The 20,207-nt window shown below is 46.5% G+C and carries 17 protein-coding genes; 8 read left to right on the plus strand and 9 right to left on the minus strand.

What is annotated here, in order from left to right; all coding sequences use genetic code 11:
- Positions 1 to 28: 28 nt before the first annotated feature.
- The gene (locus QUA27_RS21200; protein WP_333070221.1) at positions 29 to 460 is read right to left on the minus strand and encodes a VOC family protein; all 432 of its coding nucleotides are present in this window, start codon (positions 458 to 460) and stop codon (positions 29 to 31) included.
- Positions 461 to 471: 11 nt separating this feature from the next.
- Between QUA27_RS21200 and QUA27_RS21205 the strand changes: the two genes are divergently transcribed.
- Complete coding sequence (locus QUA27_RS21205) at positions 472 to 1,284, plus strand: TIGR00297 family protein (protein WP_333070223.1); 813 nt, start codon at positions 472 to 474, stop codon at positions 1,282 to 1,284.
- Between the two features lie 175 nt (positions 1,285 to 1,459).
- Here QUA27_RS21205 and hetR read toward each other — a convergent pair whose 3' ends face one another.
- The 3 genes from hetR to QUA27_RS21220 all read right to left on the minus strand — a co-directional run bounded on the left by hetR (position 1,460) and on the right by QUA27_RS21220 (position 5,345).
- Entirely contained in the window at positions 1,460 to 2,365 is a 906-nt protein-coding gene (gene hetR, locus QUA27_RS21210) for a heterocyst differentiation master regulator HetR (protein ID WP_333070270.1), read from the minus strand.
- An 853-nt stretch (positions 2,366 to 3,218) separates the two neighbouring features.
- On the minus strand, positions 3,219 to 3,446 hold the full coding sequence (gene patX / locus QUA27_RS21215) for a heterocyst-inhibiting protein PatX (protein WP_333070225.1): 228 nt from the start codon (positions 3,444 to 3,446) through the stop codon (positions 3,219 to 3,221).
- 96 nt (positions 3,447 to 3,542) lie between these two features.
- The gene (locus QUA27_RS21220) at positions 3,543 to 5,345 is read right to left on the minus strand and encodes an FAD-dependent oxidoreductase (RefSeq protein WP_333070227.1); all 1,803 of its coding nucleotides are present in this window, start codon (positions 5,343 to 5,345) and stop codon (positions 3,543 to 3,545) included.
- Positions 5,346 to 5,658: 313 nt separating this feature from the next.
- Between QUA27_RS21220 and cysC the strand changes: the two genes are divergently transcribed.
- From cysC to QUA27_RS21250, 6 genes are all read left to right on the plus strand, one after another.
- Complete coding sequence (gene cysC, locus QUA27_RS21225; protein WP_199292456.1) at positions 5,659 to 6,183, plus strand: adenylyl-sulfate kinase; 525 nt, start codon at positions 5,659 to 5,661, stop codon at positions 6,181 to 6,183.
- Positions 6,184 to 6,220: 37 nt separating this feature from the next.
- A complete protein-coding gene (locus QUA27_RS21230) occupies positions 6,221 to 7,813 on the plus strand; it encodes a polysaccharide biosynthesis/export family protein (RefSeq protein WP_333070230.1) in 1,593 nt (530 codons plus the stop codon).
- 143 nt (positions 7,814 to 7,956) lie between these two features.
- Positions 7,957 to 10,281, plus strand: coding sequence for a GumC family protein (locus tag QUA27_RS21235; protein ID WP_333070232.1), 2,325 nt, complete (start codon positions 7,957 to 7,959; stop codon positions 10,279 to 10,281).
- A gap of 423 nt (positions 10,282 to 10,704) precedes the next feature.
- The gene (locus QUA27_RS21240; RefSeq protein WP_333070234.1) at positions 10,705 to 12,072 is read left to right on the plus strand and encodes an NAD-dependent succinate-semialdehyde dehydrogenase; all 1,368 of its coding nucleotides are present in this window, start codon (positions 10,705 to 10,707) and stop codon (positions 12,070 to 12,072) included.
- 144 nt (positions 12,073 to 12,216) lie between these two features.
- Entirely contained in the window at positions 12,217 to 13,854 is a 1,638-nt protein-coding gene (locus QUA27_RS21245; RefSeq protein WP_333070236.1) for an acetolactate synthase large subunit, read from the plus strand.
- Positions 13,855 to 14,679: 825 nt separating this feature from the next.
- On the plus strand, positions 14,680 to 14,814 hold the full coding sequence (locus QUA27_RS21250) for a hypothetical protein (protein WP_333070238.1): 135 nt from the start codon (positions 14,680 to 14,682) through the stop codon (positions 14,812 to 14,814).
- Positions 14,815 to 15,043: 229 nt separating this feature from the next.
- On the opposite strand, the gene QUA27_RS21255 is transcribed toward QUA27_RS21250, so the two are convergent.
- The gene (locus tag QUA27_RS21255) at positions 15,044 to 15,307 is read right to left on the minus strand and encodes a DUF4926 domain-containing protein (RefSeq protein ID WP_333070239.1); all 264 of its coding nucleotides are present in this window, start codon (positions 15,305 to 15,307) and stop codon (positions 15,044 to 15,046) included.
- A gap of 163 nt (positions 15,308 to 15,470) precedes the next feature.
- The gene (argB, locus tag QUA27_RS21260) at positions 15,471 to 16,382 is read right to left on the minus strand and encodes an acetylglutamate kinase (RefSeq protein ID WP_333070242.1); all 912 of its coding nucleotides are present in this window, start codon (positions 16,380 to 16,382) and stop codon (positions 15,471 to 15,473) included.
- Between the two features lie 250 nt (positions 16,383 to 16,632).
- Between argB and QUA27_RS21265 the strand changes: the two genes are divergently transcribed.
- The gene (locus QUA27_RS21265; protein ID WP_333070243.1) at positions 16,633 to 17,424 is read left to right on the plus strand and encodes an HAD family hydrolase; all 792 of its coding nucleotides are present in this window, start codon (positions 16,633 to 16,635) and stop codon (positions 17,422 to 17,424) included.
- Between the two features lie 70 nt (positions 17,425 to 17,494).
- Here the strand turns inward: QUA27_RS21265 and mreD are convergent, their stop codons facing one another.
- The 3 genes from mreD to QUA27_RS21280 form a co-directional block, all read right to left on the minus strand.
- Positions 17,495 to 18,064 carry a rod shape-determining protein MreD gene (gene mreD / locus QUA27_RS21270; protein ID WP_333070244.1) on the minus strand — a complete coding sequence of 190 codons (570 nt, stop codon included), beginning with the start codon at positions 18,062 to 18,064 and terminating at the stop codon, positions 17,495 to 17,497.
- The gene (gene mreC, locus QUA27_RS21275; RefSeq protein WP_333070245.1) at positions 18,061 to 18,867 is read right to left on the minus strand and encodes a rod shape-determining protein MreC; all 807 of its coding nucleotides are present in this window, start codon (positions 18,865 to 18,867) and stop codon (positions 18,061 to 18,063) included. The genes mreD and mreC overlap by 4 nt, the downstream gene beginning before the upstream one ends.
- A gap of 87 nt (positions 18,868 to 18,954) precedes the next feature.
- Positions 18,955 to 19,962, minus strand: a complete 1,008-nt coding sequence (locus QUA27_RS21280; protein ID WP_190738046.1) for a rod shape-determining protein — start codon at positions 19,960 to 19,962, stop codon at positions 18,955 to 18,957.
- Positions 19,963 to 20,207: the final 245 nt, after the last annotated feature.

Below are 20,207 nucleotides of genomic sequence, written 5' to 3' on the forward strand. Positions count from 1 at the left end.
AGGATGCAAATCGCTACCGGACTAAATATCAAACAGCATCCCCAACTTCAGCGTATTCGCTGCAACCAAAAATTGCTTCAGCTTCACAATAATACTTGAACTCAAGTATATTGTGGAAAGGGTCTTCTAAGAAAAAAGTACGGTGTTCTGTAGGCAAACCGACAAATCGCCGTCTCGGTTCTTGATAGAAATTTAAGTTGTTTTGCTGGGCTTTTTCTAGCAACGCTTCCCAGTCAGCTTCGGAAGTAAAAATTAACCCAAAATGCCGGGGATAGATGCCTCGCTGAGGCGCCAAAGGTTCGCGGCTGACGTGGGCGACAATTTGATGCCCACACAAACCCATAATCGCAGAATTTGGCGATTCGCGACCTAGTTCGCAGCCGAGCCCGTCTACGTAGAACGCTTTGGTTTGGGCAATATCGGTCACGGGGAAGGCAAGATGAAATAAGACTTGGCTCATGGAGGTACTAAATGCAGAATTCAGAATTGTTCTTTAATTATTTATCTTGGTCTAATCCTTGGTTGGTGGCGATCGCCCTAAATACAGTTTTACTCGCGATCGCCACCATTGCTCCTAAAAAATTGCTCACTCCCGCTGGGCAATTTCACGGCTGGGTTTTGGGCGTCCTCATCTGGGGCTGTTTGGGATGGCAAGGCTATGCTGTGGTGATGTTTTACTTTCTTGTCGGATCGGGAGTTACCCGCATCGGCAAAGCCCAAAAAGAAGCAGAAGGCATAGCCGAAAAGCGTTCAGGCGCACGAGGCCCAGAAAATGTCTGGGGTTCGGCTTTAACCGCCACTCTTTGCGCGTTGGGAGTTTTGGCATTATCTATTTTAGGAGAGACAGGCAAGATGTCTGTGCCACAAGATGCTATTTCCCTATTATTGCTGGGTTACGCGGCGAGTTTTTGCACCAAACTTTCCGATACCAGCGCCAGCGAAATCGGCAAAGCTTACGGGAAGCGGACTTTTTTAATTACCAGCTTGCAGCCTGTACCTAGGGGTACGGAAGGGGCCGTAAGTTTGGAAGGAACGATCGCAGGTATTGTCGGCTCAATTCTGATCGCGCTTTTGAGTTGGGCGGTCGGTTTAATTGACTTGACAGGAATTGTTTTTTGTGTTATGTCAGCTTTTATTGCCACGAACATCGAGAGCGTCATTGGGGCGACGGTGCAATCAAAGTTTGAGTGGCTCACGAACGAGGTGGTAAATTTTTTTAATACACTCATAGGAGCGATCGCAGCAATTATTTTAGCGGCCGCCTGGAGAGCTTTTTTAGCTTAGTTAATGCTGGACGCATTCGCGACCTAATAAACCGGGTTTATTACGATAATTCAAGGCCTTAACGCAGTATTTTTCCAGAGAATCCCGGTTTCGGCCTCGCGAGCTATCAGCTATTAATCATTAGTCATTAGTCTCCCGCAATCAACTCATGACTAATGATTAATAGTTAATCAAACTAAGCGTCGTCTTGCGGTCCAAAAACCATTTGTAAAATCATCGTCGGTTCGCCCCGCTTGTGATAGCGATCGGCCCAATTGCGAATAATTTCATCTAATTCCTCAAGGGCTTGGTCGAGGCGTTCCGGCGGAATATCCAAAGTCTCCATAATTCGCATCACATTCGGTTGTTTTTCCGCCCAATCCTTCATCAGCCGGAAATATCTAGCCGTATCCTCAACCATAGTAAATGTCCGCTCTTCCTGCTCTGCCGGAGAATAAGTAGCGCGAGTGAGGGCATAAAACGGCATTCCCCAAGGAGAATCAATGCGAGTTACTGTCCCAGAATAAATCAAGCGCCGCTTAATGTGTTCTGCTAGAGCTTCGCTCAAAGGCATTCGCCTTTCTGGAGACATATCTTCTTGCGATCGCCTGTGCAGAAACTCGATCAACTCCATAAACTGAAAAGAATTGATCAGTTGAGCATCAGGCGGATTAGGAGGAATCTTGCTTTCGAGATATTTTTTTTCATCTACAGTCAAATTGTTTCCCGGAATGCGAGGGCGTCCCGGCATCCAACCATACTGTTCCAACCAGACATAAGGAAACTGAATCAAATATCTAGGTTCTTGGGAACCCAACATTTTCAGCAATTTTCCCTGAGTCAGAGCTTCCCGGACTTCCTCAACAATCACCTTCACCCGTTTAGGCTCAATGTGATGCAAGTGCCCAGTCATCCGCAGGTTGTTGTCCTGCTCCATATAAGTCATATAAATGGCACACTTAGCCGCCGTTGCGGCCGCGTCTAGAAACGCCCCGTGCCTGTGCCCACTGGTTCTCATGGCGCTAAACGCCAGATATAGCATGATCTGATCCATTGCACTAGGGCTGAGGCTTTTGACCAGATCCAAAGAGTCATTTTTCATCACTATCCCCGAAATAGCCAAATTAGGAGGCATTTTGTTATCCTCCATTAAATTATTGCGAGAGCGCCGAATCAAGCATAGCCGACTGTCGCCGGAAAGCTTGCCAGCTACCCTAATATTCAGGTTAGTTAATTTCCCTGAGGTAACAGGGGCATGGGCTTAAAGGCTATCCACACCGCATAAGTGGTTCTTATTGGTGGCCAATTTAAGTAGATTGCTGCACCCTCTGCGCTGACAGTTTACCTATATATAAGTTAGTTATCGCACGTTTATTATAGTGCAGCCGTTGAAAATTAAACCCTACCTGTGGGGAGGAGAAGGTAAATAACTGTTGCGATCCCAGGAATTTGAGGCGACTGCGAGCTCCTAATTCTTGAATAGTCATGGATGCCGAAACCAAGTTCGATCAACTAAAATAAGGCTGTTGCATAATTGCGGGAAGATTTTGATGGTTTTGTGGGATGGGATCTCGTAGGTCATCTGCTGTATTTTCACAGCAGGCGGGACACCCCACAAGAATCGTCCTCAAATTGTGCAATGCCAAAATAAGGCTTAGAGGGCGAGGGATATCGGTTGAAAAACCCAGATGATCGGAGGCCTGTGGTTAGTTCCTGTTTAATTGAAGCGTTTTCAATACAAAACCGCCACATACTAGAATCTATCTCTAGGTAGATGGCGGTTTCCCGTTTATATGCTAACATTTATCACACAAAAAAGAATCTCCTCAGAACTGTCCACAAAAAGTGCAGTTGTCGCTTAACCTGAAAAACTAGAATCCCAGAAAATCCGATCGAGTGCTCAAATGAACGGCCCGAAGCAACTCAGTTGTGGTAATCGCTTGTGTCCAGTGCCATTAGAAATCTTGTAGCGCATGAGTGTAAACATTAGGCTCAGTAAAATTTCTGCGTCCGCTGCCCCTCTCAGGACCGCGCTCACCCTTTTGTTGAGTTTGGGCTGACAACATATATTGGGCGGTGGCAGTTGCGACAATGGGGAGTGAAGATTCAAAAGCTTGAGCGGCGCTGGCACTCAAGGTAATGCCCAACAGGCTCAGTAAAGCAATTGCAGTGTAGGTTTGCATGGGTAGTATCCGTGTCAGTGTCTATTACGTGATACGGACTTGCCCCGATCGATCAGGATAGATATCTGTGCAATTTTCGGATCTCTGCAAAAAACCTTACATTTTCAATTCTACGGATACCGCCAGCAGCCAAGCACCGGCAAAATTCAGCCTACCCCATACTGTCAGAGGCTTTTCGGTTTCACAATTCTGTAAAAACCTGTCGGTTTCCGAGTCCAAAGTCACGAGTTGCCAAGTTTGACCGGCTAAGGATGCAGGGCTTGTCAGCGTTAGTGTCCAGTCTTGTTCGCCGAGGCGGCGGAAAATGCCAGAAAATTGGCTGTGGGTATTTGCTGTTTGACTGCTTGGTTTCTCTACTGACTCCTGACATTCGCCGCTGGCGGGATATGCTTCAGGCCGATCGAGATAATAGCGTTGCCAATCGAGCCAGTCTGATCGATCCCGTGTCAAATTAAATAAAGGAATAACCGCCGCACTCGCCTCGGAATCTTGCAGCAAAGCTTCCTGCAAAACTCTTACCGGCAAATCCCGCGGCTGACATCCAGATTCCGCGCACAAAGCCGCCGCCATCCCCGCTGCCTGTCCAATATTCATTACCGTCGGTTGCAAGCGAGTTGCACCGTTGGCGAGGTGAGAAACGGAAATATTTTTTTCGCAGACTAGCAAACCGTCTGTACTCGCAGGAATTAGCGCGCTGTAAGGAACGGTAAACGGAGTTCCCGTCCAGCGGCCGCCCCAGCGGATGGATTTGGGCTGCAGAGGAATGTCGCCACTGGGGTAGTGGTGGTCATTGGCATAGTTACCGATCGCAATTGTTTCACAAATGCCCTGATAATTTATCGGCAACTTCGCGACTCTTCCGCCGGCAATAGGCAAAATATCTTGTTCTCGGATTGTTTGTACTCCTCGCAAGCGGCGACTTTCTCGGTAGTAAGGATGTAAGGCAAAGGAAGGAAGAATGGAAGAATTTTGTTGATTTTCGATCGTTGAAATGGGGAAAATATTCTGTGCTAAGCCGTAGCGGCGGCCGAGTTGGGTTTGAATGAAGCGGGCGAAACTTTGAGTGTGCCACAGACTTTCTTGCAGGAATTCTTGTCGAGATGCTTCAGATTTAATGAGTCGATCGACCCCTTCACCATAATCATTACCTCGAATCGGCCAATTAATCATCAACAATCCGCCCGGAAGCCTGCCGTAATTGAGAAATTGTTCGGGAGTGTAACTGTCCCAAGCACCGATAAATCGATCGGGATTTTCAACAGGCGGCGCGGGAATTTCTGGCGCAACCGCACCTAAGCCAAAATCCTGCATGATGGCCACCCAAGTCGGAGCTTGCACCGAATAGCTCTCTGTCAGAGTATTAGAGGCGATCGGCGCGCTGGGTTCTCCCCACTCGGCTTGGTATTCCCAACCCCAGCGGTGTCCAACCTCCGCTAAAGCCAGCAAATCTCCCAATTCCGTTGCATCCAAAGTGATTTTGGCCGAAACCGTAAAATCTGCAAACTGAACGCCCGAAATGCGATCTCCTTCATACAGCACATCGTGAGCTTTTTTTCCAGAAATCCAGTGCAAGTTCGGCAAACATTTAACCCAATCAGCGAAAATTTCAGCACCGGTGCGGGGATCGTAAGTAAAAAAACTGACCCAGCCCCAATCCAAACCTCCCGGCTGTCGCTGCTGGAGTTCCCGCAAAAATGCGCCCCACAAACCGGTTTGAAAAGCTGCTAATTCATTGCCATCGGGGGCCGAAACGCCTGCTGCTGTCAGCATTCCTCCCAGCCAGGGGAATTCGCTTACTAAAATAGTTTTGGCACCTCGGCGGGCTGCTTGCACGGCTGCTGCAGTGCCGCCGGTGCCGCCCCCGACTACCAAAACATCTGCTTTTAAGACCGAAGACATGGGCAATAGCATTTTAGATTTTAGATTTTAGATTAAGGTGATGAGTGCGCTACGGATAGATGTTCGGCGTTGGCGATCGCGAAGTGAATTTTAGTGTATAAAGACTTGACAAATAATAAATCGGGAATTATGCAGCGAGCGCACAATTTTGTTACTAAATCACTGCAGGAGCGATCGCAACTTTTGATTTCTCATTGTGTGCACGCAAATATTGGCAATTTGACAGCGCGAATAACGATAATAGAAAAAAGGGAACAGCATCTATAAAGTTTTACGTCTTCATAATTTCCCACTTAGTAATTAACGGCTGAAAATGGAAAAAGGTTTTATTTTGTGGTTCACCGGGCTGAGCGGTTCCGGCAAGACAACTATCACCAAAGCTCTCGAACCCGAATTGAAGGCAAGAGGTTGCAAAGTTGAAATATTGGATGGAGATGTCGTTCGCACCAACTTGTCAAAAGGTTTAGGATTTAGCCAAGAAGACCGAGATACTAATATTCGGCGGATTGGATTTGTAGCTCACCTGCTGAGCCGCAATGGAGTAGCCGTAATGACCGCAGCTATTAGCCCCTACAGAGCAATTCGCGACGAAATTAGAGCAATGGAACCCAATTTTGTTGAAGTATATATCACCGCGCCGTTAGAAGTGTGCGAAGGTCGCGATGTCAAGGGACTATACGCTAAGGCCAGAGCAGGAGAAATTAAGGGTTTTACAGGAATTGACGATCCTTATGAAGAACCGCTCAATCCTGAGATTATTTGTTACACAGAGCGAGAAAGTGTGGAAGAGAGTGTTAAAAAAGTTCTAAGCAAGTTAGAAGAGTTGGGTTACATTTGATGGTGGCGGGGTAGGGAGCGGATAGGGGCAAAAGGCGATGGTGAGCAAAAACTATTCAAAATTCAATACTGTCAAAGGTTTCACGGTCAAATTTTTAACAGTGTCAGCGCTGGCTGCGGGTTCATCTCCAGGGATGGCCCAGTTTTTGCCTCCTCCTCCTGCTTTCTCTCCTCCTCCTCCTGGTTCTGCTGTTCCCGTACCCATGCCTCCTGTTCAGGGATTTCCGGCGATTCCGGCAAGTGCACCTTCAAGTGTACGATCGGAAGTTTACACTTTGGGAGCGGGCGATCGTATTCAAATGGACATCTTCAACGTCCCAGAATACAGCGGGCCCAACGGTCAACACCAAGTACAGGCCGACGGTTCCCTGAGTTTGCCGTTAATTGGCAGCGTTTCGGTGTACGGGATGACCCTAGAACAAGCTTCTAATGCTGTTAAAGACAAATACGGCAAATACCTCAAACGTCCTTGGATTACCCTCAAACTGCTGGCACCGCGTCCTTTGCAAATTGCGATCGCGGGCGAAATCAACCGCCCCGGAGCCTATACAATATCCTCAGCAGCAGGCCCCGGAGGCACAGCAGAGCAAATGGGAACTCAAATGCCAACGATATCGCGGGCTCTGCGAATGGCCGGCGGAATTACGCAGTCAGCAGACGTGCGGCAAATCAAAATCCGCCGCCCCCAGCGCAACGCACCTGAACAAATTATTAGTGTGGATTTGTGGGAATTATTGCAAAACGGCGATTTGCGAGCGGATATGACTTTGCGCGACGGCGATACTATATTCATTCCCACTGTAACTAGCCTCAACCGCCAAGAAGCACCGACTTTAGCAGTAGCTAACATTACCGGACAAAGCACTCAACCAATTAATATTGCTGTGGTGGGCGAAGTAACTCGCCCCGGTACTTATACTTTGGCAAAAGAGGCTCAAAGTAGGGTACAAGAGAATGAAATGGGTGAAAATTCTGGTTTGTTTGCTGCCAGCGAAACAAACGGCGGGGAAACTGTTTTGCAGCAAACTGTAACGAGGGCAATTAAAATGGCCGGCGGCATTACGCCGGTAGCTGATATCAGACAAATACAAGTTCGCCGCCTGACACGGGCGGGTACAGAGCAAATTATTAATGTGAATTTGTGGCAACTTTTGGAAGGGGGAGATGTATCCCAAGATTTAGCGCTGCAACAGGGAGATACGGTAATCGTTCCCAAAGCCGAAAATATCGAGGTAACCCAAGATGAACAAGTGTCTAATTCTAATTTTTCACCTGATACGATTAAGGTGAATATTGTGGGAGAAGTCGTGAAGCCGGGAGCGATTGCGGTGGTTCCCAACACTACTTTAAATCAAGCGCTGGTAGCAGCGGGAGGTTTTAATAAAGCGCGCGCTCAAATGGATTCGGTGGATTTAATTCGCCTCAATCCTAACGGCACAGTTTCCCAGCTAACTGTTAAGGTTAATTTTTCTGCAACAGCCAATGAAGAATCTAATCCAAAACTGCAAAATAATGATGTAATTATGGTAAGGCGATCGGGCCGCGCTACGTTCTCGGATAATGTAGGCGGGACTCTCGCTCCTCTCAGCCCGCTGTTAGGAATATTTCGGTTATTCGATATTTTTCGGTGATTTGAATAGACGAGAATGAAGACCTCAGAAACTCGATTTCTGAAAAAAATTGCGGTTTGGTAATGAAAAATATAGGAATCAGCCGGGTTCCTGAAACTGCGCCAGCAGTACAGACGTTTAAACTAATAAGTTGTAGAAATCCAATGAAACCAGGGAAACAATCTCAAATAGCACAGTTTAATCATAAAAAAAATGCTGATCTGCCAAAAATGTCTTCCGGGCTTTATGCAGAAGATCAATTTTTAGGCAGAGAGAAAACCGAGGCAGAAGAGTTAAGTTTTTGGGAAGTTTGCCGCAGTCGCTCCATCTTAGTCATTGGTGTAGCAGCTGCAGTAACCACCGGGGTTTTCGCCTGGACGCTCAATCAAAAAAGCGAGTACGAGGGGCGCTTTCAATTATTAGTAGAACCCGCAGTTACGCAAAATACGTTAGCAAAAATATACTCCGGTGAGCTGAAACTGCAACCAGCGGCTCCGGCGACAGAAGAAAAGGGCGGTTTTGACTATGAATCCCAAATTCAAGTTTTGCAAAGCCCGCAAGTAATGTCGCCGATTATTAAACAGTTGCAGGCTAAGTATCCCGAAATAAATTACAGCTACCTATTGAACCAAAAAGCAGATAATTTGCCGTTTTCTCAGGAAACCAGGCTGTCAATTAATCGCTTCAAAAATACCAAGATTATCGAAGTTAGATATCGGGATTATGACCCGAAAAAAATTCAGTTTGTTTTGGAAAAAGTTGCGCTAGGCTACCGCAACTACAGCGTGCAAGATACCACAACTCAAATTAGTCAGACTCTGGATTTTGTGAAATCGCAAATTCCCAACCAGCGAAAGCGCCAACAAGCTCTGCAAACAGAAATTCAAAAGTTGCGGCAGCAGTACAATTTTATCGACCCGCAAATTCAAACCCAACAACTCGCGCAGCAAATCAGCGAAATTCAAACGCAAAGATTGGACGCGCAAACCCAACTCAATCAGCAGAGATTGCTCTATTCCAATCTGCAAAATCAGCTCGGATTAAACCAGAAGCAAGCGCTGATGGCCTCGGCTCTGAGTCAAGCTCCCCGCTATCAAGCGATGCTGACTCAATTGCAGCAATTAGAAGGGCAAATTGCGATTAACTCGGCTACGTTTACAGACGAAACTCCGCAAATGCAATTGTTGCGAGAACAGCGCAAAAACCTAATTCCTTTATTGAAGAAAGAAGCCCAACAGGTTCTGGGAACTGATTTAGCTAAGGTAAATTCGCAAGTGCTGGCTTTTCAAGATCCGGTGCGGATTAAGTTAATTGAGCAGTTTATTGGTACTGCTAATTTAATTCAGGTGCTGGGCGTGCGGAATCAAGTTTTGGAACAAGCTGCTAAGCAGTTGAATCAATACTCTCAAGGATTGCCGGTGATTTTGCGGCGCTATTCGGATTTGCAGCGCGAGTTGGATTTAACCAACAATACGCTGAATGGTTTGCTGGCAAAACAGCAAGCTTTGCAGCTTGAATCTGTGGGCAAAAAAGAGGTGGCTTGGGAAGTTATTGCTAAGCCTGAAATTCCGCGCTACAAAAATGGCGAGTTGATGGCTGTTGCTCCGATTATGCCTTTGAATTTGGCTTTGGGGGGACTGGCTGGTTTGCTGTTCGGTATGCTGGCGGCGCAGTTGGCGGAACGGTTTAACAATAAAACGGTGTTCCAAACTCCAGAGGATGTCAAACATTCGATTCGCCTGCCTTTGTTGGGGGTAATTCCTGCTAGCGATAAAATTTTGAGACTTCCTCCTGCTGAGACAAGCCCGGTGGATGTGGCAATTTCGCCGATGCCGACGGATGCTTTTCAAGAAGCTTTTCGATCGCTCAATGCGAATATTCGCTTACTCAACCTTGATACTCCCATCAATTCTTGTGTAATTACTTCTTGTCAAGTAGCTGACGGCAAGTCTACTGTAGCAGTCAATCTGGCGCGGGCGGCTGCTGCAATGGGCCAGCAAGTGCTGTTAGTGGATGCCGATTTGCGGCGCCCGCAGGTACACGAAATGCTGGGTTTACCGAATTGGCAAGGCTTACACAATGCGATCGCAGATGATGTGGATGTGCAACAGTTGATTTTGCGATCGCCCCGCGATGAAAATTTGTTTGTGTTAACTTCCGGCCCTGTTCCTCTCGATCCGACAAAGGTGCTTTCTTCGCGAAAAATGCCGCATTTAATGGCAGCTTTGTCAAGTCAATTTGACTTAGTTATTTACGATACTCCACCGCTTTTGGGTTTGGCGGATGCGAATTTGTTGGCGGCTCACACTAACGGATTGATGCTGGTAGTGGGGCTGCATCAAACTGAGCGGGAGGCGCTGTTGTTGGCGTTTGAAGATTTAAAAATGGCGGGAATTCCGCTGTTGGGAATGGTGGCGAATAACGATAAAGGCAGCAGGTATTACTATCAGTCTTACGTGCAGGATTACGTCCAGGAACAGTCTGTTTGAGGGAGAGGAATTGAGAAATGTGTAGTGGAACAGGCCGTCGCGCCTGTTCTTGAGAATGCAAGGCGGGCGAAATACCTCACAAGATATTTCATCCATCTTACACCATTAATTGTGAATAAAGCTGTCAGGGGCGGGCGTCCCGCCCCACAAGAACATTTAACTTTTGTGGAACAGGTCGTCTAGCCTGTTAAGCGAGATTTGTGCGTGATTTCAGAAAGACAAATTTTCTTAAGATTTGTGATCGAGACTCTGAACTATAATTAAAAGTAGAGAAATTTAAACAAATCGTGGCACTTGCAACTTGGCAAGACCTGAAAGAAAACGTGGGTGGTAAATTCCTATTTTGTAATACCTTGATACAACTCCCTGCCGAGGCTGAAAACTAGCAGGGAGTTTTGTGTTTTTCACACAGGAGATAAAACCATGGCTATTGCTACTATCAACCCGGCAACGGGAGAAACGCTGAAAACTTTCGAGCAGATCGCTGATCAGGTAATAGAAGCTAAGCTAGAATTAGCACAGCAAGCTTTTAAAAAATACCGCCAACTGCCGTTTGAGCAGAGAGCTCTGTGGATGCAGAAAGCTGCAGACATCTTGGAGCGCGATCGCGAAATTTACGCTGAAATGATGACCCTGGAAATGGGCAAAACGCTCAAATCTGCGATCGGCGAAGTGGAAAAATGCGCCTTAGTTTGCCGCTATTACGCCAAAAATGCCGCTCAATTTATGGCAGACGTACCGGCAACCACTGATGCTAGCAGCAGCTTTGTCCGCTACCAACCGCTGGGCCCTATTTTAGCCGTCATGCCCTGGAATTTCCCATTTTGGCAAGTTTTTCGGTTTGCGGCGCCAGCACTAATGGCGGGCAATGTCGGCTTGCTCAAACACGCTTCCAACGTGCCTCAGTGCGCTTTGAAAATCGAAGAAATTTTTACGCTTGCTGGCTTTCCCGAAGGAGTTTTTCAAACTTTGTTAGTCGGCGCTGACAAAGTAGCCGATATCGTTGCGGACGATCGTATAAAAGCAGCAACTCTCACCGGTAGCGAACCAGCGGGTGAAAGTTTGGCAGCAAATGCGGGCAAAAATTTGAAAAAAGTAGTGCTGGAATTGGGAGGGAGCGACCCATTTATTGTGATGTCCAGCGCCGATGTAGCAGCAGCTTTATCAAATGCTGTGACATCCCGGATGCTCAATAACGGTCAATCTTGCATCGCAGCCAAACGCTTTATTTTAGCAGAAGAGATTGCCGACGAATTCATCACAGGATTTGTCGAAAAATTCGAGCAATTAAAAGTAGGCGATCCGATGTTGCCAGAAACCGATATCGGCCCTTTAGCTACTCCCGCAATCCTCAAAGACTTGGAAAATCAAGTGCAAACTTGCATCCAATCGGGAGCAAAACTTCTGACAGGTGGCCGCCCATTGTCAGAGAAGACCGGCAATTTCTACTTGCCAACTATTCTGGCAGACATTCCGCCGAATGCCTCTGCCCGTCAAGAAGAATTTTTCGGACCTGTAGCTTTAGTATTCCGAGTTGCAGGCATCGATGAGGCAATCGAACTCGCAAATAGCACATCTTTTGGCTTGGGTGCGTCAGCTTGGACTACAGTAAACTCAGAGAGCGATCGCTTTATTTCCGAACTAGAGGCCGGCGCGGTATTCATCAACGGTTTAGTAAAATCCGACCCGAGATTGCCCTTCGGTGGCATCAAACGCTCCGGTTACGGACGCGAATTGAGCATCCAAGGAATTCATGAATTTGTTAACATTAAAACAGTGTGGGTGAAATAAGCTCCCACTCTATCAACCGATCGCACAAATCTACATAAGTCTGCGTTTATCTGCGTTTACCTGCGGTTAAAAATGTCCATATAGTATTTTTGCGATCGGTTGAAAAACACCAAAAACCCCCATTAACCGAGGAGAGAAACGGAAATGAACACAGCTCAACTATTGGTAAAATGTTTAGAAAATGAAGGCGTCGAATACGTCTTCGGACTTCCCGGAGAAGAAAATTTAGAAATTCTAGAAGCCCTGAGAAACTCTTCAATTAAATTTATTACTACTCGCCACGAACAAGGCGCGGCTTTCATGGCCGACGTTTACGGTCGTCTGACCGGCAAAGCCGGCGTTTGCTTGTCCACCTTGGGTCCAGGCGCAACTAACTTAATGACAGGAGTTGCTGACGCCAACTTAGACGGCGCTCCTTTAATAGCAATTACCGGACAAGTCGGCACAGATAGGATGCACATAGAATCGCACCAATATTTAGATTTGGTTGCCATGTTTGAGCCAGTTACTAAGTGGAATGCTCAAATTGTTCGCCCCAGCACGACGGCAGAAATTGTCCGCAAAGCCTTTAAAGTAGCTCAAAGTGAAAAGCCGGGAGCAGTTCACATTGACTTACCTGAAAATATCGCAGCAATGCCTGCTGAAGGAAATCCGCTCACCAAAGACAACCGCGAAAAAACCTTTGGCGCTTACCAAAGCTTGAATAAAGCTGCTGTGGCAATTTCCAAGGCTAAAAGTCCTCTGCTTTTAGTAGGAAACGGCGCGATCCGTGCTAACGCCAGCGATGCTTTGACACAATTTGCTACTCGATTGAATATTCCCGTAGCTAATACTTTCATGGGCAAAGGTGTAATTCCTTACACTCATCCTTTGGCACTGTGGACGACGGGACTGCAAAAACGGGATTATATTAGCTGTGCTTTTGAAGAAACGGATTTAGTGATTGCTGTTGGCTACGATTTGATTGAATATTCCCCGAAGAAGTGGAATCCAGAAGGAAAAATTCCGATTATTCACATTGGATCTTTGCCTGCAGAAATTGACAGCAGTTATATTCCTCTTATAGAAGTTGTGGGAGATATTTCTGATTCTCTCAATGAAATTTTACAGCGTGCCGATCGCATGGAGAAAATAGACCCTTTTGCTAAGCAATTGCGGGCGGATATTCGCGCTGGGTACGAACAATATGCAGCCGACGACGGTTTCCCGATCAAGCCACAAAAACTCATTTACGATTTGCGACAAGTTCTTGGCCCGGAAGATATTCTTATATCGGATGTGGGAGCTCACAAAATGTGGATTGCGCGGCACTATCATTGCGATCGCCCGAATACCTGTTTGATTTCTAACGGATTTGCGGCGATGGGAATTGCGATTCCGGGTGCGGTGGCTGCAAAACTCGTTTATCCCGATCGCAAAGTAATAGCAGCCACCGGCGACGGCGGTTTTATGATGAACTGCCAAGAATTAGAAACTGCTTTGCGAGTCGGTACTAATTTTGTGACGCTGATCTTTAATGACGGCGGTTATGGGTTAATTGAATGGAAGCAGCAAGATTATTTTGGTCATTCAGATTTCGTCAAATTTGGCAACCCCGATTTTGTGAAATTTGCGGAAAGTATGGGTTTAAAAGGCTATCGAGTGGAATCTGCAACAGATTTAATTCCGATTCTGAAAGAAGCCCTTGCTCAAGATGTTCCTTGCGTGATTGACTGTCCGGTAGACTATCGGGAAAATACGCGTTTCAGTCAATTATCGGGGGATATGAGTTGCAATTTGTAAGTTAAGCAATGGGTAAGATCCTGTCCGGCTAAAGCAGCATAAATTCAGTTGGGGCGGGCCGCAGTACCCCCCCCACAAGAACATTAATTTTTGGTGTCGGAGTTAGTTTGAATACTTCATTTAGATTGAAGTTTAGACTAAGCATAAATTGACTCCAGGTTAGCGGAGTGAAATTTTAGTGAATTTAGAAAGAGTTTTCAAGGTTAAGTTACGACTTTTGGTGATTTTTGGAACCGACCTTTAGCCTTTTTAATCACGGGATAGCGACATCTTTGAGTACGAAGTTTACCTTCTAGCCATCCGGCACAATTTCCTCGACGTTTGGGAGCAACAGTGGGAGTCCCAATCCTAATTAAAAGTGGAAGCATTGATGGTGCAACCCTTCCAGGAGTCAATTCAGGAATGGTCTTTTGCTAGGGAAGACGAATTTCCCTCACTACATCTTTAGACTTCTTGGAAAACCATCAAAGCCTCTGTATAGCTAAGCTCTAGGCCGTAAATGTAATCATCCTAAATTAGCTATAGCAATCCTTGCAGGAATCGTAAATTTTTACCCCACCCCAACCCTGCCCGAACCCAAGGGGAGGGAGTAAGAAATTCACAAATGATTTAGGATTGCTATAGCAACTGAATATAAACGGTCTCTTGCAGATGTTCGCCCTGAAGGCAAAGCCTGGTTTCGCTGCTACTTTCAGTGAGGCAAAAGACATGAAAATTCGATAATCTCAAGGTCAAAGTGTATGGAACCATTCTGAGGGTTGGTCCTGCGAGCCTCTTGACCCCATACTGCCCGGTCATATTGCCCTAGCCGTTGAAGCGACGGATATGGCACTTGTAGACTGGGATCTCGAAGAAATTGGGGAAAAGGCTGGTTTTGATATTCAGTACAAATACACGGGAGTGAATGACCCGAAAGATTCATCTTTAGCTTGTGTAACTCAGGCAAGTCGGCATTTATGAGAATTGGTCAAAGCTCGATCGCGATTGGGAAGTTTTGATTGCAGCCGGCATTGTCATTTAAAATACTGACTTCGCACGATGACATCGATGTGAAGCCTGTCACGCAATACCTCAAAGCAGTTTCCTAATGTTTTGGGTGTAGCGCAATTGTTCTTTTTCCTAAAGTACGCGCGTGCCAAGCTATCCCGTAGCGAATCGCCCTTATCTAACTTCTATTCCCCTCACTTTACTAAGCAACAGCAAGTTCATATTGCAGAACTAAAATTTCATCAGCTTTCAACATAGCTATAGCATATTCACTCCCTTGACTATCAGCAAACTCCACTAAATACTGACATTCCTTTCCCGTCTCATACACTTCAACAATAGTTCCCACAAGTCCAACTGGCAAACTAGAAATAGAGGCATATTCTGGTTCCACTAGCGCTAATCGCGTATTTGAAATCGGCTTGAGAATCGCAACCGAATCCAAAACTATAAAGTGTTTGATCATAGTTTAATAAAAGCTGAAATCCAACAACGGTTAGAAATAGTTGAAGTCATTTCCCAGAAGTACCTCCTCAAGGTTTTTAGGGGCAGGTTTAGCTAGGATATACGCAATCGCAGCGAGTTTACCCATTTCACGCACCCGCCCTCTCCCCGCTAGGATTTACGCCTTACTTAAGCCTTAAGTTCGCGCTACTAAACTCAGAAGCCACAATCATCGACCCAATCCCCGCATCCGTAAATATTTCTTGCAGCAAAGCGTGAGGAATTCGACCGTCAATAATGTGAGCACCCTTCACACCCTGAGCCAAACTCCGCACACAACAATTAACTTTCGGAATCATCCCCCCAGACACAACTCCCGACTCAACCAACTCTCTTGCTTCCTGAATATCTAACTTAGCAATCAGACTCTCTGGCTTGTGATAATCCTCTAAAATTCCCGCAGTATCAGTCATCAAAATCAACTTTTCCGCTCCCAAACCCGCCGCGATTTCTCCAGCCACCGTGTCAGCATTAATGTTGTAAGATTGGCCGTTTTCATCCGCCGCCACGCTCGACACCACCGGAATATAACCGCTGTTCACCAAAGACTCCAAAATCTGAATTTTCACGCCGCTGACTTCACCAACAAATCCAATTCCTTCCCTGCCATCTGGACGAGCTTGAATCAGATTGGCATCTTTGCCACATAATCCCACTGCTTTGCCGCCAGCTTGGTTGATTAAGGAAACAATTTCCTTATTTACCTTCCCCACCAAAACCATTTCCACAACTTCCATTGTAGCCGCATCAGTCACTCTCAAACCATCTTTGAATTGCGGCTCAATTCCCAATTTTTCCAGCCAAATATTAATTTCCGGACCGCCGCCGTGAACCACAACCGGACGCATCCCCACGCAAGCTAGCAGCACAATATCCCGAACCACCTTGTCTTTGAGATTGCTATCTTTCATCGCCGCACCGCCATATTTGACCACTATGGTGCGACCGGCAAAGTGTTGAATGTAAGGCAGCGCTTCGGACAGCACCTCTACTCGATTAGTGTCCGAATTCCTAACAAAATCGCTTTGTTTGAGCATGGGTAAATTACAAAAGACTAAAAACTCAATTCTAAACTTTAATGGCTAAAGCACATATTAACAGCCACAAAAATCACTTTTTCCCTGAATTTTATCGACGCGCAGGCTTGCTCGATCGCCTTTCTTGAGCCCCATCCTCAAAAAATTAATAGGTTTTTTTAATGAAATCATTAAAATTTTTGTATTATAACTTATACATTTTTTGCTACAGTCGAGAAATGTATAACTCCCTTGATTTACTTAACGTTTTATGTTAACTGCTGTCGCCCAAGACTCCGAAAACCTTCAGTACAAGCTACCATCAGAGGCTGACTCGTCCCCCCGGATGACGGTATTTTGCGATTTAGACGGGCCCATAGTCGATGTGTCCGATCGCTACTACACCACCTATCAACAGGGATTGGCCGACACTCAAGCAGCTTATCTTACTAGGGGAATCAACCTCAACCTTCAAATCCTCAGCAAACAGCAGTTTTGGCAAATGAAACAAAACCGAGTACCCGATGCTGAAATCGCTAAAAGTTCCGGCTTGTCGGGAGAAGAAATTCACGTTTTTCTCGGATGCGTCAGTCAGATTGTCAATCAGCCAGACTTGTTGCACTTAGATCGCATCCAGCCGGGAGTGCAATGGGCGATCGGACTTCTGCACTCCCGCGGCGTGCGGCTGATTTTAGTCACCCTGCGGCCGAGAAATCAAGCCGTTCAACTGTTACAAAATTACGGTTTAGCCAGACTGTTTACCAGCATTCGCGGAACTCAGATGGCGGATGCCGCCTATCACAACTATACAGCCTTAAAAACTGAATTGTTGGCTGAAGTTGCAGAAGAATTTGAGTCATCGCTGGGTTCGGCTTGGATGATCGGAGATACAGAAGCAGACATCCTCGCAGGCAAAGCATTGGGAATACCTACCATTGCCGTTACCTGCGGAATTCGTAGCCGCTATCAACTCCAACAGCATCAGCCTAACTTCATTCTCAGCAACTTGATTATTGCCGTTCATCACTTATTAGGTTCCGACCAACAAGTAATAGTAGAATGAATGCAGTTAACAGTAATTAGTTAACACTTAATTGTTGACTAATGACCAATGGCTGATGACTAATCGCTGACTAAGGTTTTTCTACATTCTTGGTCATTTCCCACAAGCGATTGAGAGGAAAATAAATGACCGGAGCCCACAGACTGCTAAGAATAGCAGAACACAAAGCCACTCGCTGGTGATAGCTCCAAATTTCCAGTAAAGCCCGATCGCCCATAGAAAAAAATTGCAGCCCCATCACCGTTTCCGCTACCACCGCCATCCCAAACACAATTAACGCGATCGGGATCGGATCTCTCTCAACAATATCTACCGGAATCGACCAGGTTTTCTGCAAAACAACTGTTAAAACTCCTACAACAACTAGACTGACAGCATGGGTGGGATGAGGAGCCGTCATCGCATCTTGAAGAAACCCCAAAACCAAGCCCATGCTAGCAGCTCCCCAAACTGTACGTTTCCGCTTAATACTCCAAGCTACCAACCAAATTAACAGCCAGTTCGGTCCAATTCCCAGCAATTCCATTCCCGGCATCCGAGTGGGCAATATCAGTATGCACAGCATCACAGATAGAAATGTAACTGCGAAGTTGAGAAATTGGCGCGATCGCGGTGAAGACATCCGAGATAAAGCTTTCATTGTTGCTGTGCTCCCTCAGATGGTGCAGAGGATTGACTCGACGAATCCTTTGGTTCGACTTGCTTAGAGTGGGGGTAAACCACCGCCCATTCCAGAGCACTCATCGGTGCAGAGAACTCAACAACAGCTTCGGGAGCCGGAGTTTTATTCATATCCACCGAAACCACTTTTCCCACCGGCAAACCAGGAGGGAACAACTGACTGTAAGAAGAAGTTGAAACCACATCCCCAGGCTTGACATTGGGAACATTCTCAAAAAATTCCATCACAGCCTGATTTCCGCCTTTCCCGCGCATAAAACCCATGTGGCGACTGCGGGTAATTCCCACACCCAATTGACTCGTAGCGTCGCTGACTAACAGCACCAAGCTAGTATTAGGAGTAACGCTGACAACCCTGCCTACTAAACCGCCGGGACCCATCACAGTAAAATCTGTTTTGATGCCATCGTTACTGCCGCGCCCCAAGGTTACTTGCTGCCACCAGTGGTCGGCGCTGCGACCGACAATAGGAGCTACAATTCCTTGAGGTTTCTTACCCGAAACGTAACCTAAAAGCTCTTTTAGCTTCTGATTTTGATTTTCTAATTCTAATAGCTGCGCTTGCAATTCTTGAGTGCGCGCCGAGATGAGTTCCTCTTGCCCAGAGCCGTTGGCGTGAAACGGACGAGTCACCCAATTGTAAACTTCAAATACAGCAGCACCTTGTGTTTGCCTAACTCCCCAAGCGGCAGTTACAGCTAAACCTAAAAGAGCAATTTGCAGCCGCAGATCCCACCACTTTCGGAATGTATTTTTTAGCATAATTTCACTAATCTAAAATTGTTAAGTCAGGATTTTAGATTTGAGATTGCAGCCGTATTTCTAAATCCACAATCCCAAATTTGTTAACTACATATTACGCGACGACTGCCCGCTGAAAACCCGTTCCAACTGTTTGTTTTCCAATACCCTACCAGTTCCCAAAACCACGCAGGACAGAGGATCGGCTGCCACGTGAGTGACAATTCCTGTTTCGTGACTGATCAGAGTATCTAAACCTTTCATCAGCGCGCCACCACCAGCCAGCATAATTCCCCTGTCAATAATATCTGCTGCTAATTCCGGGGGGGTGCGTTCCAAAGTACGCTTGACAGCTTCCACAATTACTGAAAGCGGTTCCGACATACTTTCGCGAATTTCTGGGCCTTTGATAGTAACAGTTCGCGGCAGACCCGACAGTAAGTGCAAGCCCCGCACTTCCATCATTACATCGTCATCCTCTGGAGTTGGATATGCAGAACCAACCTGAATCTTAATTTCTTCAGCAGTGCGTTCGCCGATAACCAAATTGTGAACTTTTTTCATGTATTGGACGATGGCCTCATTGAGTTCGTCGCCGGCTACCCGCACAGACTCACTGATCACCGTACCTTGCAAACTCAAAACCGCAACTTCCGTCGTACCTCCGCCTATATCTATAATCATATTGCCAGTCGCCTCAGCAACAGGCAGTCCAGCCCCGATCGCCGCAGCGATGGGTTCATCAATTAACCGTACTTCTCTAGCACCGGCCTGAGTCGCCGCCTCAATGACAGCACGCCTCTCGACTCCGGTGACACCGCTGGGGATGCCAATAATTATCCGCGGCGAAACTAAGCTTCGGCCTTCGTGAACTCTGCGGATAAAAGTCTTAAGCATCAGTTCTGCCGTATCGAAGTCTGCAATTACCCCGTCGCGAAGCGGGCGCAGTGCTATGACATTCCCTGGCGTGCGCCCGAGCATTTTTTTGGCTTCTTCTCCAACAGCCAGCGGTATTTTTAAATCTTGGTCGATCGCTACTACAGAAGGTTCCTGCAGAACAATACCTTTGCCCGATACATAAACGAGCGTGTTAGCAGTACCGAGGTCGATACCCATATCTCTAGATAACGAAAATCGATTGAGAAGACCCACTGATTTGTACCCCCCCCAAAAACTAAAATACTATTGTGTGCAATAATGTTGTTACAAAAGTGTAACCGAGGTGGATTCTATTACGTTTTTCATCCTGAGTCTAGTCAGAAATGTACATTGTCGAGCTCAGGTTGAGCGCAGACTTGCCAATCATCCACCATCAATATGTTCTGCTAACTGGGTGTACAATCAGGATGAAGCCTCACAAG

Source organism: Microcoleus harperi Pol14_C6, from assembly GCF_036701295.1.
Lineage (GTDB): Bacteria > Cyanobacteriota > Cyanobacteriia > Cyanobacteriales > Microcoleaceae > Microcoleus.

Coding starts and splice junctions, on each gene's coding strand:
- mreC (WP_333070245.1), bottom strand. CDS start 18,867: ATGCTAAAAAATACATTCCGAAAGTGGTGGGATCTGCGGCTGCAAATT.
- QUA27_RS21240 (WP_333070234.1), top strand. CDS start 10,705: ATGGCTATTGCTACTATCAACCCGGCAACGGGAGAAACGCTGAAAACT.
- QUA27_RS21280 (WP_190738046.1), bottom strand. CDS start 19,962: ATGGGTATCGACCTCGGTACTGCTAACACGCTCGTTTATGTATCGGGC.
- mreD (WP_333070244.1), bottom strand. CDS start 18,064: ATGAAAGCTTTATCTCGGATGTCTTCACCGCGATCGCGCCAATTTCTC.
- cysC (WP_199292456.1), top strand. CDS start 5,659: ATGGAAAAAGGTTTTATTTTGTGGTTCACCGGGCTGAGCGGTTCCGGC.
- QUA27_RS21230 (WP_333070230.1), top strand. CDS start 6,221: ATGGTGAGCAAAAACTATTCAAAATTCAATACTGTCAAAGGTTTCACG.
- QUA27_RS21200 (WP_333070221.1), bottom strand. CDS start 460: ATGAGCCAAGTCTTATTTCATCTTGCCTTCCCCGTGACCGATATTGCC.
- QUA27_RS21205 (WP_333070223.1), top strand. CDS start 472: ATGCAGAATTCAGAATTGTTCTTTAATTATTTATCTTGGTCTAATCCT.
- argB (WP_333070242.1), bottom strand. CDS start 16,382: ATGCTCAAACAAAGCGATTTTGTTAGGAATTCGGACACTAATCGAGTA.
- QUA27_RS21265 (WP_333070243.1), top strand. CDS start 16,633: ATGTTAACTGCTGTCGCCCAAGACTCCGAAAACCTTCAGTACAAGCTA.
- hetR (WP_333070270.1), bottom strand. CDS start 2,365: ATGAAAAATGACTCTTTGGATCTGGTCAAAAGCCTCAGCCCTAGTGCA.
- QUA27_RS21255 (WP_333070239.1), bottom strand. CDS start 15,307: ATGATCAAACACTTTATAGTTTTGGATTCGGTTGCGATTCTCAAGCCG.
- QUA27_RS21220 (WP_333070227.1), bottom strand. CDS start 5,345: ATGTCTTCGGTCTTAAAAGCAGATGTTTTGGTAGTCGGGGGCGGCACC.
- QUA27_RS21245 (WP_333070236.1), top strand. CDS start 12,217: ATGAACACAGCTCAACTATTGGTAAAATGTTTAGAAAATGAAGGCGTC.
- QUA27_RS21235 (WP_333070232.1), top strand. CDS start 7,957: ATGAAACCAGGGAAACAATCTCAAATAGCACAGTTTAATCATAAAAAA.
- patX (WP_333070225.1), bottom strand. CDS start 3,446: ATGCAAACCTACACTGCAATTGCTTTACTGAGCCTGTTGGGCATTACC.
- QUA27_RS21250 (WP_333070238.1), top strand. CDS start 14,680: ATGGCACTTGTAGACTGGGATCTCGAAGAAATTGGGGAAAAGGCTGGT.